Annotated in this window: 18 protein-coding genes; 4 read left to right on the forward strand and 14 right to left on the reverse strand. The window is 64.0% G+C overall.

Going from position 1 to position 16,002, the window contains the following annotated elements; translation table 11 throughout:
• Positions 1-22 precede the first annotated feature (22 nt).
• The 14 genes from AC1RRP_RS16940 to AC1RRP_RS17005 form a co-directional block, all read right to left on the reverse strand.
• Positions 23-1,567 (reverse strand): class I adenylate-forming enzyme family protein, encoded by a 1,545-nt coding sequence (locus AC1RRP_RS16940; protein WP_493038236.1) that lies wholly within the window; start codon positions 1,565-1,567, stop codon positions 23-25.
• Positions 1,564-3,249 (reverse strand): long-chain fatty acid--CoA ligase, encoded by a 1,686-nt coding sequence (locus AC1RRP_RS16945; RefSeq protein ID WP_493038238.1) that lies wholly within the window; start codon positions 3,247-3,249, stop codon positions 1,564-1,566. Before AC1RRP_RS16945 ends, AC1RRP_RS16940 begins: the two co-directional genes overlap by 4 nt.
• A gap of 12 nt (positions 3,250-3,261) precedes the next feature.
• Entirely contained in the window at positions 3,262-4,035 is a 774-nt protein-coding gene (locus AC1RRP_RS16950; protein ID WP_493038240.1) for an SDR family oxidoreductase, read from the reverse strand.
• Positions 4,036-4,086: 51 nt separating this feature from the next.
• The gene (locus tag AC1RRP_RS16955; protein WP_493038242.1) at positions 4,087-4,641 is read right to left on the reverse strand and encodes a DUF2946 family protein; all 555 of its coding nucleotides are present in this window, start codon (positions 4,639-4,641) and stop codon (positions 4,087-4,089) included.
• A complete protein-coding gene (locus AC1RRP_RS16960; protein WP_493038244.1) occupies positions 4,634-5,620 on the reverse strand; it encodes a YheT family hydrolase in 987 nt (328 codons plus the stop codon). Before AC1RRP_RS16960 ends, AC1RRP_RS16955 begins: the two co-directional genes overlap by 8 nt.
• Positions 5,621-5,778: 158 nt before the next feature.
• Positions 5,779-6,195 (reverse strand): F0F1 ATP synthase subunit epsilon, encoded by a 417-nt coding sequence (locus tag AC1RRP_RS16965; protein WP_493038246.1) that lies wholly within the window; start codon positions 6,193-6,195, stop codon positions 5,779-5,781.
• 24 nt (positions 6,196-6,219) lie between these two features.
• On the reverse strand, positions 6,220-7,635 hold the full coding sequence (atpD, locus tag AC1RRP_RS16970) for a F0F1 ATP synthase subunit beta (protein WP_493038248.1): 1,416 nt from the start codon (positions 7,633-7,635) through the stop codon (positions 6,220-6,222).
• Positions 7,636-7,692: 57 nt separating this feature from the next.
• Positions 7,693-8,571 carry a F0F1 ATP synthase subunit gamma gene (gene atpG, locus AC1RRP_RS16975; RefSeq protein ID WP_493038250.1) on the reverse strand — a complete coding sequence of 293 codons (879 nt, stop codon included), beginning with the start codon at positions 8,569-8,571 and terminating at the stop codon, positions 7,693-7,695.
• Between the two features lie 29 nt (positions 8,572-8,600).
• Entirely contained in the window at positions 8,601-10,154 is a 1,554-nt protein-coding gene (atpA, locus tag AC1RRP_RS16980; protein ID WP_493038252.1) for a F0F1 ATP synthase subunit alpha, read from the reverse strand.
• 50 nt (positions 10,155-10,204) lie between these two features.
• Positions 10,205-10,735 (reverse strand): F0F1 ATP synthase subunit delta, encoded by a 531-nt coding sequence (locus tag AC1RRP_RS16985; protein WP_493038253.1) that lies wholly within the window; start codon positions 10,733-10,735, stop codon positions 10,205-10,207.
• A gap of 9 nt (positions 10,736-10,744) precedes the next feature.
• Entirely contained in the window at positions 10,745-11,215 is a 471-nt protein-coding gene (locus AC1RRP_RS16990; protein WP_057674117.1) for a F0F1 ATP synthase subunit B, read from the reverse strand.
• A 61-nt stretch (positions 11,216-11,276) separates the two neighbouring features.
• Entirely contained in the window at positions 11,277-11,540 is a 264-nt protein-coding gene (gene atpE, locus AC1RRP_RS16995; protein WP_007830191.1) for a F0F1 ATP synthase subunit C, read from the reverse strand.
• 55 nt (positions 11,541-11,595) lie between these two features.
• Positions 11,596-12,444, reverse strand: coding sequence for a F0F1 ATP synthase subunit A (gene atpB, locus AC1RRP_RS17000; protein WP_493038257.1), 849 nt, complete (start codon positions 12,442-12,444; stop codon positions 11,596-11,598).
• Between the two features lie 13 nt (positions 12,445-12,457).
• A complete protein-coding gene (locus tag AC1RRP_RS17005; RefSeq protein ID WP_493038259.1) occupies positions 12,458-12,940 on the reverse strand; it encodes an ATP synthase subunit I in 483 nt (160 codons plus the stop codon).
• A 183-nt stretch (positions 12,941-13,123) separates the two neighbouring features.
• On the opposite strand from AC1RRP_RS17005, the gene AC1RRP_RS17010 reads away from it, so the two are divergent.
• From AC1RRP_RS17010 to lipA, 4 genes are read left to right on the forward strand one after another with little or no spacing between them, the layout of a single operon-like run.
• On the forward strand, positions 13,124-14,029 hold the full coding sequence (locus AC1RRP_RS17010) for a D-amino acid aminotransferase (protein WP_493038261.1): 906 nt from the start codon (positions 13,124-13,126) through the stop codon (positions 14,027-14,029).
• A complete protein-coding gene (locus AC1RRP_RS17015) occupies positions 14,026-14,313 on the forward strand; it encodes a YbeD family protein (RefSeq protein WP_493038263.1) in 288 nt (95 codons plus the stop codon). The genes AC1RRP_RS17010 and AC1RRP_RS17015 overlap by 4 nt, the downstream gene beginning before the upstream one ends.
• On the forward strand, positions 14,313-14,996 hold the full coding sequence (gene lipB, locus AC1RRP_RS17020; protein WP_493038265.1) for a lipoyl(octanoyl) transferase LipB: 684 nt from the start codon (positions 14,313-14,315) through the stop codon (positions 14,994-14,996). Before AC1RRP_RS17015 ends, lipB begins: the two co-directional genes overlap by 1 nt.
• Before the next feature lie 12 nt (positions 14,997-15,008).
• Positions 15,009-16,001 carry a lipoyl synthase gene (gene lipA / locus AC1RRP_RS17025; protein WP_493038267.1) on the forward strand — a complete coding sequence of 331 codons (993 nt, stop codon included), beginning with the start codon at positions 15,009-15,011 and terminating at the stop codon, positions 15,999-16,001.
• Position 16,002 lies beyond the last annotated feature (1 nt).

A 16,002-nucleotide genomic window follows, 5' to 3' on the forward strand; every position in this document is an offset into this window, starting at 1 on the left:
TTTTTCATGGCGTGCGACCACTTCAGGCGCGGTACAGATCACGAAGCTCGCGCTTGAGCACCTTGCCGATGGCGCTGCGAGGCAGTTCGTCAAGGTAACGCAGGTCGGCCAGGCGCTGGGTCTTGCCCACGCGTTCGTTGGCCCACAGCCGCAGGGCATCGGCCGCCGGCTCCTGACCCGGCTGGCGCACGACGAAGGCCACCGGTGTCTCGCCCCATTGCTCTGAGGGCACACCCACCACAGCGACATCGTGCACGGCCGGATGGCCACGCAGCACAGCCTCCAGGTCGCTGGGGTAGATATTGAAGCCGCCCGAAATGATCATGTCCTTGCGTCGATCGAACAGGGTCAGGAAACCGTCGGCGTCAAATCGGCCGATGTCACCCGTACGGATGAACCGTTTGCCCTGCGGATCGAACCACTCGGCCTCGCGCGTCTGCTCGGGGCGCTGGTGATAGCCTTTCATCATGCCGGGCGAGTGGCCCACCACTTCACCCGCCGCTCCTGGGGGGACTTCGCGGCCGTCTTCGTCGATCAGGCGGATGTCGTGCCCCTGCGCCGGCCGACCCACCGTATGCAGCTTGTCCGGATGCAGATGCGCCTCCAGGATGCAAGTGCCGCCCCCTTCGGTCATGCCGTAGAACTCCACCAGCCCACCGGGCCAGCGCTGGAGCACATCGGCCTTGAGCACCGCTGAAAACGGTGCACTGGTGGAGAACTTAATGCGGAAACTGGAAAGGTCGTAGTCCCCGAAATCCGCTCGCGCCATCAGGCGCTGGTACTGCACCGGCACCAGCATGGTGTGCGTGACGCGCTCTTTCGACGCCAGGGCGAGGTACGCGAGCGCATCGAACTTGCCCATCAGCAGCACGGTGCCACCGTAGGCCAGCGTGGGGAAGAACACCACCAGTGTGGTGTTGGAATACAAGGGGGTGGACAGCAGGGTCACCGTGTCGGCGCCATAACCATACGTGGCCCCTCGCTGCACATGCGCCCAGCGCATGCCATGCGGCTGCACGATGCCCTTGGGCTGACCCGTGGTACCCGAGGAATAGATGATGTTGAAAGGCCACTGGGCATCGACCTGCGCATGCTGAGGCTTGGTCTCCTGCGGGGCCAACCACTGCGTCCAGGGTCGGCCCGCCGCCGACTCGTCCAGCGCGATGCGCGGCACGGTGGCAGCCCGGCTGCCCAGGACCTCGGCCACGCTGCAGTCGGTGAACAGCAGCCGTGCCCCGGCGTCGTGCAGCATGTCGGCCAGGCTTTCAGCGGTGGCGCCCGGCGCCAGCGGTGCCACGACCACACCGGCACGCAATGCGCCCAGGTAGGACACCGCATAAGCGATGGAGGTAGCGGCACAGATGGCGATGGCCTCGCCGGGCAGGACGCCATCGCGCTGCAGCGCCGCGGCAACGCGGTCCATGTGCGCGTCGAGTTCGGCATAGGTCAGGACCTGACCGTCTTGCGCCAGCGCACGGCGCAGCGGCGCCTGTTGCGCATGGAGGTGGATCAACCCGGTAATCGTGCCGAAGGGGGCGGCCAGCGCCTGTTCCAGATCGACGTTCATTTGCGAGCCAGCTCCTGCTCCTGCAGCTCGCGCCACAGGATCTTGCCGGTCCCCGACTTGGGCAAGGTGCTCACGAACTCCACGATGCGCGGACTCTTGTAGGCTGCCATGTGCTCGTGCGACCAGTGGATGATGTCCTGCTCGCTCACCTTGCCACGTGTCTCTTCCTTGAGCACCACCAGGGCCTTGACGGTCTCGCCCCGCTTGGCGTCGTGGGCGCCGATCACACACGCCTCGTGGATGGCCGGGTGCTTGTACATGAGGGCCTCGACCTCGGCCGGCCAGACCTTGTAGCCCGAGGCATTGATCATGCGCTTGAGCCGATCCACCATGAAGAAATAGCCATCCTGGTCCACATAGGCCAGGTCGCCCGTGCGCAGGAAACGCTTGCCCTCGATCTCCAGGAAAGCCTGCGCCGTCGCTTCAGGCTGGCGCCAGTAACCCTGCATGACCTGGGGCGCATGCACCACGATCTCGCCGGTCTCACCCGCTGCCACTTCCTGCAGCGTCTGCGGATCCAGCACGCGCGCGTCGACATCGAAGACCGGGATACCCAGACATTGGGGCTTGGGGCGGTGCGGCGGGTTGATGTGCGTGGCGGCCAGCGTCTCGGACATGCCGTAGCCCTCCACGTAGTCCAGCCCCGTCAGGTCCTTGAGCTTCTTGGCGATCGCCTCCGGCATGGCCGCGCCGCCGCCGCGCACACCCTGCAAGCTGGAGAGGTCGTAGTCACCCAGTCGCGGGTTCGAGAGGAAATCCACCACCATGGTCGAGATGGCCTGCCAAATGCCGATGCGATGGCGCTGGATGCACTGTGCTGCAACGTCACGGTCCCAGCGCGTGAGCAGCACGATGGTCGCGCCTGCAAAGATCGGCCCGTTCATGCTGCCCGACATGCCCGTCACGTGGAAAAAAGGCAGCACGGACAGATACACCGCGTCCTGCGTCCGGTTGAACCACTGCACGCCCCCCACCAGTGTGCTCATGGTGCTGCGATGGGTGTGCATGCAGCCCTTGGGCTGGCCCGTGGTACCCGAGGTGTAGGGCATCACGCACAGGTCGTCCGGACCGGCGGTGTGCGGGCCGGGCCGATGGTCTTGTCGCAGCAGATCGGCCCAGAGCGTGACCCCCGGCGCGGTGATCTGCTCTCGCGGTGCGGCCACGAAAGGCGGCACAGCCAGATCTGTGGGCTCGCGCAGGTAGTCGCTGTAGGCCGCCACCCCCAGGTGCTGCAGGCCCGACCCGGCGGCTCCGCCCTGCAGCGGTGCGATCTGGGGGTACAAGTCCTGCGCCACCAGGGCCGTGCTCGCGCCACTGTCGCTCACGTAATGGCGAAGCTCTTCGGTGCGGTTCATGGGGTTGATCGGGACCACCACCGCGTTGGCGCGCAGGATGCCGTAGTAGGCGACCACCCACTGCGGGCTGTTCTGCATGTAGAGCAGCACACGGTCACCGGCCTTGACGCCACACGCCTGCTGGAGCCAGCCGGCAACGCGTTCACACTCGTCGCGGAACCTGGCGTAGCTCAGCGGCGTGTCGTAATAGACGATGAACGGCTTATCGGGATAACGTGTCGCCGCGACCTCGACGTTGTACCAGAGGCTGGTCTGCGGCAGCGTCAGCTGGCGCGGCAGCCCTGGCGGCCAATGCGGGAAATGGCGGATGTTGTGGCCAGAGGACATGGGACCTGCCTTTCAGACGATGCTGCTGCCGCCATCCACCGCCAGGTACTGGCCGGTGATATGGCGTGAGGCTGCGCTGGCCAGGAACACCACCGAGCCCTTGAGGTCTTCCTCGCCACCGATGCGGTGCAGCGGTGCGCGCGCGATCACGGCGTCCTGCACCTGCTCCAGCAGGCCGGCGGACAACTTCGAGGGGAAAAAACCCGGGCAAAGGGCGTTGACGTTGATGTTGTAACGCCCCCATTCGGCCGCCAGGGTGCGCGTGAAGTTGATCAACGCGGCCTTCGAGGTGTTGTAGGCGATGGTGTGCACGCCCGGGGCCGTGCCTTTGAGACCCGCCACCGAAGCAATGTTGATGATCTTGCCTTGCTGGCGCGGGATCATGCTGCACCGGCCCACCTCACGCGACAGAAAGAATGGCGCATTGATGTTGAGGTTCATCACCTTGTGCCAGGCGGCATCCGGATAATCCTCGGCCGGGGCACCCCAGGTGGCGCCCGCATTGTTGACCAGGATGTCGATCTGGCCGTAGCGGGCCATCACCTGCTGCACCATGGCCGGGATGCCTTCCGTCTGCTGCAGGTCGCCAGCAATACACAGCACCTCCAGGCCCTGGGCCTGCAAATGCAGTCGTGCGGCCTCCAGCTCATCGGCCTTGCGCGCCGTCAGCGCCAGGCGGCAGCCCATCTCGCCCAGTGCCTCGGCCATCTGCAGGCCCAGGCCGCGCGAACCGCCGGTGATCAGCGCCACGCGGCCATCGAGCCGGAACAAGTCCTTCACACCCATGCTGTCTCCTCGTCTGCGTCGGCATGCGTCCGCGCACCCCTGTCGGAGGAATTATGGGCTTTCACCCTGTGCCGGCCTGTCGCGCTGTGGACTGCGCACATAGCCATACCGTCCGGGCAGGCTGGCCGCGGGCTCCTGTTCGGGTGCCCAGTACCCGGCTTCCACCCGCTCTGCCACGCGTGCGACATCCTGCGTGTGCACCAGGCCCAGGCCGCGTTCGGCCTGCAGATAGACGCGTCCCAGCTCGTCCAGCAGGCAGCGCTGCACGGTGACCAGCTCACCACTGTGCGCGCGCACCGTGCCATCGTCGTCGATACGCCAGATCCAGGGTGTAACGTCCAGCTCCACGTAGACACGCTGCGGCCCGTTCTGGAAGAACCAGCGGCCCTGGGCATCGGCGGCATAGTTGCGCTGGATGAAATCGATCAGCTTCTCGTGTTTTAACAAGGAGCCCTTGGACCCCGGTACGCCGCTGTCGAAGGCACCCGCCGCCTGGGCGCGGTCGTCGCGCATGTACCAGTTGCCGCGCGCATCCAGCCCGAGCCAGCCATAGCAGTCGGGCACGTTGGGCCACTTGGCCATGGCCAGCCTTACGATGTCATCCACGTTGCGGCTCCTGCACGCCTGCGACCTGCAACAACCACGCGCCCACGGCTTCCGGCATGGTGTGCACATGGCCCGGCCAGCGCCCGTCGGGGAACCCCACGTGCCCGCCGTGCTCGGGCTGCCACAGCGTCACCCAGTTCCCCACTTCGCCGGAATGCGGCAAGCTGCGGGCCGGCACAAAGGGGTCGTTGCGCGCATTGAGGGCCAACGCCGGAATGCGGATGCGATGCAGATGCGGTTTGGCCGAGGCCCTTGCCCAGTAGTCCTCGGTGCCCTTGAAGCCGTGCAATGGCGCGGTGAAGAGGTTGTCGAAGGTGTAGAGATCACGCGCGCGCAGCAAGGCGTCGCGATCGAACAGGCCCGGGTGTTGATGCCACTTGGCCAGGGCCTTGGGTTTCATGGTGCGCAGGAACATGCGCGTGTAAACCTGCCGGTTGAAACCGCGCCCGATCGCATGGCCGCCAGCAGCCAGGTCCAGCGGCGAGCACACACTGGCCACGGCGCTGACAACCGTAGCAGCTGCCTCGCCCAGTTCGCCGGCCCAACGCATCAGGGCATTGCCACCCAGCGAGATGCCCAGGGCGACGATGGGGCCGGCATGGCAGCTGCGCAGTTGCCTCAGGATCCAGTCGATCTCCTGCCAATCGCCCGAGTGGTAGGCGCGCGGCGCGCGGTTGAGTTCCCCGCTGCAACCCCGGAAATGCGGCACGGCATAGGACAGGCCACGCGCTCGCGCAAAGCCGGCGAAAGCCTGTGCGTACTGGCTTTGCGAAGAGCCCTCCAGCCCATGGAAGAGCACGAGCAAGGTATTCCCTGCCGGGCCCTGCAGCCAGTCGACATCGATGAAATCGCCATCCGGGGTGTCCCAGCGCTCGCGCCGGAACTGCGGTTGCGGTCCCTGCACACGGCGTGCATACAGCGCGGCCCAGATGGTCTGCAGATGCCCGCCGGGCAGCCAGCGAGGTGAGGTGTAGTTCATGCCAGATATGTCCGATCGCCTGATTTTCCTCCAGTGCGCCCATCCCGCCCGCCGTCGGTGCATTTATCGCTGGCGCCCGCCCCAAAGACAAAGGCCCTGCGTTCACAAGTCAGGGCCTTTGGTGCAGTGCGGTCACGTGGACCGCAGCTGAACTGGATTTACTTCTTCTGCAGGAACTTGCGAGCCGCCGCCATCTCGGCCACGGCAATGGCCAGCTCGGAGGTGGCACGCGCGATATCGATCTCGCTCTTGGCGTTCTTGATCGCTTCTTCGGCAGCCAGCTTGGCTTCGTTGGCCTTCTCTTCGTCCAGGTCCTTGCCACGTACGGCGGTGTCGGACAGGACGGTGACGCAGTCAGGCTGCACCTCGAGGATGCCGCCGGCGACGAAGACGAACTCTTCCTTGCCGTCAGCCATTTCGATGCGCACCGAGCCCGGCTTGATGCGGGTGATCAGCGGGGTGTGACGCGGGTAGATGCCGAGTTCGCCGGCTTCGCCAGGCAGCGCGACAAAACGCGCCTCGCCCGAGAAGATGGCATCTTCGGCACTGACCACATCGACGTGGATCGTGTTCATGGTGACTCCGGTGGGCCCGCGGGATTAGATCTTCTTGGCTTTTTCGAAGGCGTCGTCGATGGTGCCGACCATGTAAAAGGCCTGCTCGGGCAGGTGGTCGCACTCGCCATTGACGATCATCTTGAAGCCGCGGATGGTCTCGGCCAGGGGCACGTACTTGCCCGGGGAACCCGTGAACACCTCGGCCACGTGGAAAGGCTGCGACAGGAAACGCTGGATCTTGCGGGCGCGGGCCACGGTCAGCTTGTCTTCCGGCGCCAACTCGTCCATACCCAGAATCGCGATGATGTCGCGCAGTTCCTTGTAGCGCTGCAGCGTGCCCTGCACGGCGCGAGCCGTGTTGTAGTGGTCTTCACCCACGACGTCGGGCGACAGCTGGCGGCTGGTGGAGTCCAGCGGGTCCACGGCGGGATAGATACCCAGCGACGCGATGTCACGGCTCAGCACCACGGTGGAGTCCAGGTGGGCGAAGGTGGTGGCGGGGGACGGGTCGGTCAAGTCGTCGGCCGGCACGTACACGGCCTGGATCGAGGTGATCGAGCCGACCTTGGTCGACGTGATCCGCTCTTGCAGGCGGCCCATTTCCTCGGCCAGCGTCGGCTGGTAGCCCACGGCGGAAGGCATGCGGCCCAGCAGCGCGGACACTTCGGTACCGGCCAGGGTGTAGCGGTAGATGTTGTCCACGAAGAACAGCACGTCGCGGCCTTCGTCCCGGAAGGACTCGGCGATGGTCAGGCCGGTCAGGGCCACGCGCAGACGGTTGCCCGGGGGCTCGTTCATCTGGCCATAGACCATGGCCACTTTGGATTCGGCCAGGTTGTCGAGCTTCACGACGCCGGAGTCGGCCATCTCGTGATAGAAGTCGTTGCCCTCACGGGTACGCTCGCCCACGCCGGCAAACACGGACAGGCCCGAGTGCGCCTTGGCGATGTTGTTGATCAGCTCCATCATGTTCACGGTCTTGCCCACGCCGGCGCCGCCGAACAGGCCCACCTTGCCGCCCTTGGCGAAGGGGCACACCAGGTCAATCACCTTGATGCCGGTTTCCAGCAATTCCTGCGAGGGGCTCAGCTCGTCGTAAGCGGGAGCCTTGCGGTGGATCGACATGGTCTTCTCGGCATTCACCGGACCACGCTCGTCGATCGGCGCGCCCAGCACGTCCATGATGCGGCCCAGCGTGGCCTTGCCCACCGGCACCATGATGGGCTGCTCGGTGTTCTGCACGATCATGCCGCGGCGAAGGCCGTCGGACGAACCCAGGGCAATGGTACGCACGATGCCGTCGCCAAGCTGCTGCTGCACTTCGAGCGTCAGGGACGAGCCGTCCATTTTCAGGGCGTCATAGATGCCAGGCATCTTGTCGCGCGGGAACTCGACGTCCACCACGGCGCCAATACACTGAACAATTTTTCCCTGCACTTGCGAGTTTGCTTGAGCCATTTTTCGCTCCAAAAATTTGAATCTTTAACGTACCAAAGGTCAGACCGGAGTGCTGTTTTAAACAGCAGCCGCACCCGCCACGATTTCCGACAGCTCTTTCGTGATCGCTGCCTGACGCGTCTTGTTGTAGACCAGCTTGAGTTCACCGATCACGCTGCCTGCGTTGTCAGTGGCAGCCTTCATGGCCACCATCCGGGCCGACTGCTCCGAAGCCATGTTCTCGGCCACGGCCTGGTAAACCAGCGCCTCGACGTAGCGCAACAGCAGTTCGTCGATGACGGCCTGGGCATCGGGCTCGTAGATGTAGTCCCAGCCATGCTGGGGGCCGCTGGCTTGCGCCTCGGCTTCCATCTTGGCCGCCGACAAGGGCAGCAACTGCGTGACCACCGGCTCCTGCTTCATGGTGTTGATGAACTTGGTGTAGCACAGGTACACCGAATTCAGTTCGCCACGCGCGTAGGCGTCGAGCAGCACCTTGACTGGGCCGATCAGCTTTTCCAGATGCGGCGTATCGCCGAGCTGGGTCGACTGCGAGACCACCTTGGCCCCGATGCGGTTGAGGAAACCCAGGCCCTTGTTGCCAATGGCCACCGCCTGCATGCCGACACCTTCGCCCTGCAACTCGCGCAACTTGTTGGTCACGCCACGCAGCACGTTGGTGTTGAGGCCGCCGCACAGACCCTTGTCCGTGGTCACGACGATCATGCCGGCCGTCTTGGCATCGTTCACTCGCATGAACGGATGCGTGTACTCCGGGTTGGCCTTGCCGAGGTTGGCGGCAATGTTGCGCACCTTTTCGCTGTAGGGACGGGCCGCGCGCATCCGCTGCTGCGCCTTGCGCATTTTGGATGCGGCCACCATTTCCATGGCCTTGGTGATCTTCTTGGTGTTTTCCACCGATTTGATCTTGCCGCGTATTTCCTTACCTGCTGCCATGAGTGGCTCCTTGGATCGTCAGGTCGGAATCAGGCGAAGGTCTTCTTGAACGCGGCAATTGCAGCGCTCAACTCGGCTTCGGCATCCTTGTCCATGGCCTTGGCAGCTTCCAGCTTGGCCAGCAGCGCAGCATGCTTGTCCTTGAGGTAGGCGTGCAGGCCGTGCTCGAAGGGCAGCACCTTCTTGACGTCGATGTCGTCCAGGAAACCCTTGTTCACCGCGAACAGCGAAGCGGCCATCAGGCTGATGGACAGCGGGCTGTACTGCGCCTGCTTGAGCAGCTCGGTCACGCGGGCACCGCGGTCCAGCTGCTTGCGGGTGGCCTCGTCCAGATCGGAAGCAAACTGCGCGAAGGCAGCCAGCTCACGGTACTGGGCCAGGTCGGTACGGATACCACCGGACAGGTTCTTGATCAGCTTGGTCTGGGCAGCGCCACCGACGCGCGACACCGAGATACCGGCGTTGATGGCAGGGCGGATGCCGGCGTTGAACAGGCTGGTTTCCAGGAAGATCTGGCCATCGGTGATCGAGATCACGTTGGTCGGCACGAAGGCGGACACGTCACCGGCTTGCGTTTCGATGATCGGCAGTGCGGTCAGCGAACCGGTCTTGCCCTTGACGGCGCCCTTGGTGAAGGCTTCGACGTAGTCGGCGTTCACGCGAGCGGCACGCTCCAGCAGACGGCTGTGCAGATAGAACACGTCGCCGGGGTAGGCTTCGCGGCCCGGGGGACGACGCAGCAGCAGCGAAACCTGGCGGTAGGCCACGGCCTGCTTGGACAGGTCGTCATAGACGATCAGGGCGTCCTCGCCGCGGTCGCGGAAATACTCGCCCATGGTGCAGCCCGAGTAGGCCGACACATACTGCATGGCAGCGGATTCGGAAGCGGTGGCAGCCACGACGATGGTGTATTCCATCGCGCCGGCCTGCTCCAGGGCACGCACCACGTTCTTGACGCTGGAGGCCTTCTGGCCAATCGCGACATAAACGCAGGTCATGTTCTGACCCTTCTGGTTGATGATGGCGTCGATGGCCACGGCGGTCTTGCCGGTCTGGCGGTCGCCGATGATCAGCTCGCGCTGGCCGCGGCCGACCGGCACCATCGCGTCGATCGACTTCAGGCCGGACTGCATGGGCTGGTCTACCGACTGGCGCGCGATCACGCCCGGGGCGACCTTCTCGATCACGTCGGTCATCTTGGCGTTGATCGGACCCTTGCCGTCGATCGGCTGACCCAGCGCGTTGACCACGCGACCGATCAGCTCGGGACCGACCGGCACTTCCAGAATACGGCCCGTGCACTTGACGGTGTCGCCTTCGGAGATGTGCTCGTACTCGCCCAGAATCACGGAGCCGACGGAGTCGCGCTCGAGGTTCAGGGCCAGGCCGTAGGTGGGCTGGCCATCCTTGCCAGCCGGGAATTCGAGCATTTCGCCCTGCATCACATCCGACAGGCCGTGGATACGGCAGATGCCGTCGGTCACGGACACCACGGTACCCTGGTTACGGATGTCGGCGCTGGCGGACAGGCCTTGAATCCGGCTCTTGATCAGTTCAGAGATTTCTGCGGGATTGAGTTGCATGACTCTTTCCTTCTTTCCTTGGGTTGGGCTGACAGCTCGGGCGGGACGCCTCAGGCAGTGAGAGCCACTTTCATTTGTTCCAGACGGGCCTTGACGGAGGTGTCGAGCACCTCGTCACCGACCACCACGCGGATGCCACCGATCAGCTCGGGCTGCAATTCGACGGACACATTCAACTTGCGACCGAAGCGCTTTTCCAGCGTCGCCTTGACGTCGGCCAGCGCCGCGCCATCGATGGCAAAGGCGCTGTACACGACGGCATCAGAAGAGCCGCTCTGGGCGTTCTTCAGGGTGCGAAACTGGGCCGCGATTTCCGGCAGCACGCTCAGACGACCGTTGTCGATGACGGTGCGCAGGAAGTTCTTGGCGGCATCGTTCAGGGGAGCCTTGGCCACCCCGGCGATCACGTCGAATACCTGCTGTGCCGTCGCATTCGGGTTTTCGGCAAACTGCTGCAGCTGCGGATTGCCCGCAATCACAGCCAGCTCCTCGACCCAGACGGCCGCACCGGCCAGATCGGCCGCGGTCGCCTTGAAAAGCGCTTCAGCGTAGGGACGGGCAATGGTGGCGAGTTCAGCCATGGGATCCTCTTACAGCTCAGTCTTCAAACGACCCAGCAGGTCCGCATGGACGCTGGCGTTGACTTCCTTGCGCAGAATCTGCTCGGCGCCCTTGACGGCCAGTGCGGCCACCTGCTCACGCAGGGCCTCACGTGCCTTGACCGTCTGCTGCTCGGCGTCGGACTTGGCAGCGGCAACAATCTTGTTGCCCTCTTCCGTCGCCCTGGCCTTGGCTTCCTCGATGATGGTCTGCGCGCGACGCTCGGCATCAGCCAGGCGGGCGGCCGTCTCATTGCGCGACTTCGCCAGCTCGTCTTCCACGCGCTTGTTGGCGGCGGAAAGTTCGGACTTGGCCTTGTCGGCAGCAGCGAGGCCGTCGGCGATCTTCAGCGCGCGCTCATCCAGCGCCTTGGCAATCGGAGGCCACACAAACTTCATCGTGAACCCGACCAGGATCAGGAACACGATCATCTGAATGATGAGGGTACCGGTAATGCTCATGTTTCATCCTTCACCCTGACGTGCCCACGCACGCCGGGGAATGTTTTGTGTCCGGCGGAGCTTACTTCGGCAGGTTGGCGATTTGGGCCAGGAAGGGGTTGGCAGTGGCAAACCACAGCGCAATACCGGTACCGATAATGAAAGCGGCGTCGATCAGACCGGCCAGCAGGAACATCTTGGTCTGCAGTTCGCCCATCAGTTCGGGCTGACGTGCAGCGGACTCAAGATACTTGCTGCCCATGATGCCGATGCCGATACAAGCGCCGACAGCACCCAGACCGATGATCAGGCCAGCGGCCAGAGCGACAAAGCTGATAACTTCCATGATGACTCCTAAAGGACTTGGTTAAAAAGAGAAAGGAAAAAGGGAATAGCGGGACTCAATGCGCGTCATGCGCCTGACCGAGGTAGACCAAGGTCAGCATCATGAACACAAAGGCCTGCAACGTGATGATCAGGATGTGGAAGATCGCCCAGGCTGTGCCCGCGATGACGTGACCGATGGCCAGGCCGATGCCGGTGGCCGACATCGACCAGGCACCGCCCATCAGGGCGATCAGCATGAAGATCAGTTCGCCGGCATACATATTGCCGAACAGTCGCATGCCGTGTGAAACGGTCTTGGCGATGAACTCGATGATCTGCATCATGAAGTTGAAGGGCCACAGCAGCGGGTGGGCACCAAAGGGGGCGGTGAACAGCTCATGGATCCAGCCGCCTGCGCCCTTGATCTTGATGTTGTAGTAAATGCAGATCAGCAGCACGGCCAGGGAGAGGCCCATGGTGACCGACAGATCGGCTGTAGGCACCACACGCATGTAATCCTTCATGCCCACCGCCGGGCCAGCACTGTGCCACAGGGCCGGGATCAGGTCGACCGGCAGCAGGTCCATCGCATTCATCAGGAAGATCCAGACGAACACGGTCAGCGCCAGAGGAGCCACGAACTTGCGGCTTTCGGCGTTGTGCACGATGCCCTTGGCCTGCGCATCGACCATCTCGACCAGGATCTCCACCGCGGCCTGGAAACGACCCGGCACACCCGACGTGGCCTTGCGCGCAGCCAGCCAGAGCAGCCAGCAGCCCAACACCCCGAGGGAAATCGAGAAGAACAGGGAATCGAAGTTGAAAACCGAGAAGTCGGCAACCGACTTGGGCGCCTGGTTTTGCAGATGATGCAGGTGGTGAACGATGTACTCGCCTGCGGTCAGTCCGGTTTCAGCACTCATCTGTTTACTCGTCTCAAAGTTTCATGTTCCGTGGCGCGAATCTCAACGCCACCCAATACACCTTCAACGCCAGCACCAGGCCCACCAGCAGGGCCGGCCAACTCAGCGCCACCACCAGCCTGGGCGCGGCAAACAACATTGCCATCGTCAAGGCCAACTTAACCATCTGCCATACCAGGAAGCCGACGGCCGCCGTCATCGGATTCACCGACGCCAGGCGACCACCCAGGCCCCGCGCGAACAAGGCGGCCGGCAGGGCCACCGCCAACGCACCATATGCAAGAGACCAGGCCACCGAAGGCGAACCGGTCAGGAGCCAGGCCAGCAAAGCCGCCACCGCCCCGACCACCACCTGAGCCATCACCACCCACCAGGGAGAAACCGATGGGTTGCGCTCCCGCAGCGCCTGCGCCTCTTGGGCGCTCAGCGGCGTGAAATCCGACTCCGTAGCCTCGTCTTGTGCGCCACCCCGCGGTCCTGATGCCAATTTAGACATGTCAAATCACACCCGGATCCAGCTTTGGCAACGCCACAAAGCCTTAGATTATACGTAGAAACCCGAGCCATTTGACCAGTACCTGACTAGAACATTAAAAAAGCGTCCCCATATGGCTTCACCGCTCGGCCCGCGCCAGCGCAGCCACCTCATTGCCACCCCCCTTGCTGCCATAATTTGACCATGTCATCTGCCGCTCTGCCCGCCCTGCCCTGCTATCTCAATGGTGAGTACACACTGCTACCGGACGCAAAAGTCAGCGTCATGGACCGCGGCTTCATTTTTGGCGATGGCGTCTATGAGGTGGTCCCGGTTTATGGCCGCTGCCTGTTCCGATTCGAGCAGCACATGGCCCGCCTGGACCGCAGCCTGGCCGAACTGCGCATCCCCAACCCGCACACACCCAGCCAATGGCGGGCGATCGCCGAGCGACTGGTCGCCGACTTCGCGCGCAGCACGGGCGAGGACCCGGAAAAGATCGAACAGATGGTCTATATGCAAGTCACGCGCGGGGTGGCCATGCGCGACCACGCCATGCTGCCGGGTCTCACCCCCACGGTGTTTGTCATGACCAACACCATGAAACGCCCCGCCGAGAGCCTGCGCCAGGCTGGCGTGAGTTGCGTGACAGCCAAGGATTTCCGCTGGGAGAAGGCGCATATCAAGAGCACCAGCCTGCTGGGCGCGGTGCTGGCGCGCCAGATCAGCGTGGACGCCGGCACCACCGAGACCATCATGTTTCGCGAAGGCCAGCTCAGCGAGGGCGCGTCCAGCAATGTCTGGATCGTCAAGGATGGCGTACTGATGGGCCCGCCCCGCGACAACCTGGTGCTCGAAGGCATACGCTACGGCCTGCTGGAAGAAATCTGCAGCACCCATGGCATTTCCTTCGAACTCCGCGGCATCTCCCGCGAGGACGTGTTGGCGGCCGACGAAGTCCTGCTGAGCTCGGCCACCAAGGAAGTGCTGCCCGTGACCCGCATCGACGGCCAGCCCGTGGGTGACGGCCTCCCCGGCCCCGTCTACGCCCAACTCTACGCCGGCTACCAGGCCGCCAAACTGCAGGCTCGCCTGCGCCGCCCCGCATGAGCACACCCCCCTCCAGCCCCTCGCGCACCGACAGCCTGATCGAATACCCCTGCCGTTTTCCCATCAAGGTGATGGGGGCCAAGGCCGAGGGTTTTGTGCACGCCGTGACCATGGTGGCCCGCGAGTTTGACCCCGGCTTCGACGCCGCCACCGTGGAGCTGCGCGAAAGCAAGGGCGGCAACTACCTGGGCGTGACCATCACCATCACGGCCACCAGCCGCGAACAGCTCGACGAGCTCTATCGCACGCTGTCCACACACCCCATGGTGAAAGTGGTCCTCTGATGGATCTGCGCCTGCTGGGCTGGGTGGACTATGCGCCGACCTATGCTGCCATGCAGGATTTCACTGCCGTCCGCGCGGCCGACACGCCCGACGCGCTGTGGATCTGCGAACACCCGCCGGTCTTCACGCAGGGCCTGGCCGGCCAGGCCGGTCATGTGCTGGTGCCGGGCAACACCCCGGTGGTCGCCACCAATCGCGGCGGCCAGGTGACCTACCATGGCCCCGGTCAGGTCGTGGCCTATCCGCTCATCGACCTCAAGCGGGCCGGGTATTTTGTCAAGGAATACGTCTACCGGCTCGAAGAGGCCGTGATCCGCACCCTGGCACATTACGGCGTGACGGGCCATCGCGTGGCCGGGGCGCCCGGCATCTACGTGCGGCTGGACAACCCGAGCTCGCACACCCTGCTGAAACAACGCCCTCAGAAGGGCGCCGCCTCGGGTGCGCCCGACTTCACGGGGCTGGGCAAGATCGCCGCGCTGGGCATCAAGGTCAGCCGCAACTGCACCTACCACGGCCTGGCGCTGAATGTGGCCATGGACCTCGAACCCTACTCACGTATCAATCCCTGTGGCTATGCCGGGCTGCAAAGCATCGATCTTTCTACAATCGGGGTATCCGCCGACTGGGCGGACGTTGCCAGCGTACTGAGCCACAAGCTCCTGACCCACCTGAAGCCCTGAAGGCCCCCCTGCATGAGCACTCGCGAATCCAACACTGTGCGTGAAGCACAAAGCGTCGAAACCTACGACCCCGCCGCCAAGCAGAAGGCCGCCGCCAAGCTCTCGCGCATCCCGGTCAAGGTGGAAGCCGGTGAAATGCTCAAGAAGCCCGACTGGATCCGCGTCAAGGCCGGTTCGCCAAGCACACGCTTCTACGAGATCAAGGACATCCTGCGCGCCAACAAGCTGGTGACGGTCTGCGAGGAGGCCAGCTGCCCCAATATCGGGGAATGCTTCGGCAAGGGCACGGCGACCTTCATGATCATGGGCGACAAGTGCACACGCCGCTGCCCCTTCTGCGACGTCGGCCACGGCCGCCCCGATCCGCTGGACGTGCATGAGCCCGAAAACCTGGCCAAGACCATCGCCGCGCTCAAGCTGAAGTACGTGGTGATCACCAGCGTGGACCGCGACGACCTGCGCGATGGTGGCGCCGGCCACTTCGTCGACTGCATCCGCAAGACCCGGGAGCTGTCACCCCACACGCAGATCGAGGTGCTGGTGCCCGACTTCCGCGGGCGCGACGACCGTGCACTGGACATCCTCAAGGCTGCCCCGCCTGACGTGATGAACCACAACATGGAAACCGTGCCGCGCCTCTACAAGCAGGCCCGCCCCGGCAGCGACTACCAGTTCTCGCTGAACCTGCTCAAGAAGTTCAAGGCCCTGTTCCCCGATGTGCCGACCAAGAGCGGCCTGATGGTGGGCCTGGGCGAGACCGACGAGGAAATCCTCGAGGTCATGCGCGACATGCGCGCCCACGACATCGAGATGCTGACCATCGGCCAGTACCTGGCCCCGTCCACCTCGCATCTGCCGGTCAAGCGCTACGTGCACCCCGATACCTTCAAGATGTTCGAGGAAGAAGCCTACAAGATGGGATTCACGCACGCCGCGGTGGGCGCCATGGTGCGCTCCAGCTATCACGCGGACCAGCAGGCCCACGCTGCCAGCCTGGCGCGCTGAG

This window comes from Hylemonella sp. GW821-FHT12C09 (assembly GCF_058807395.1).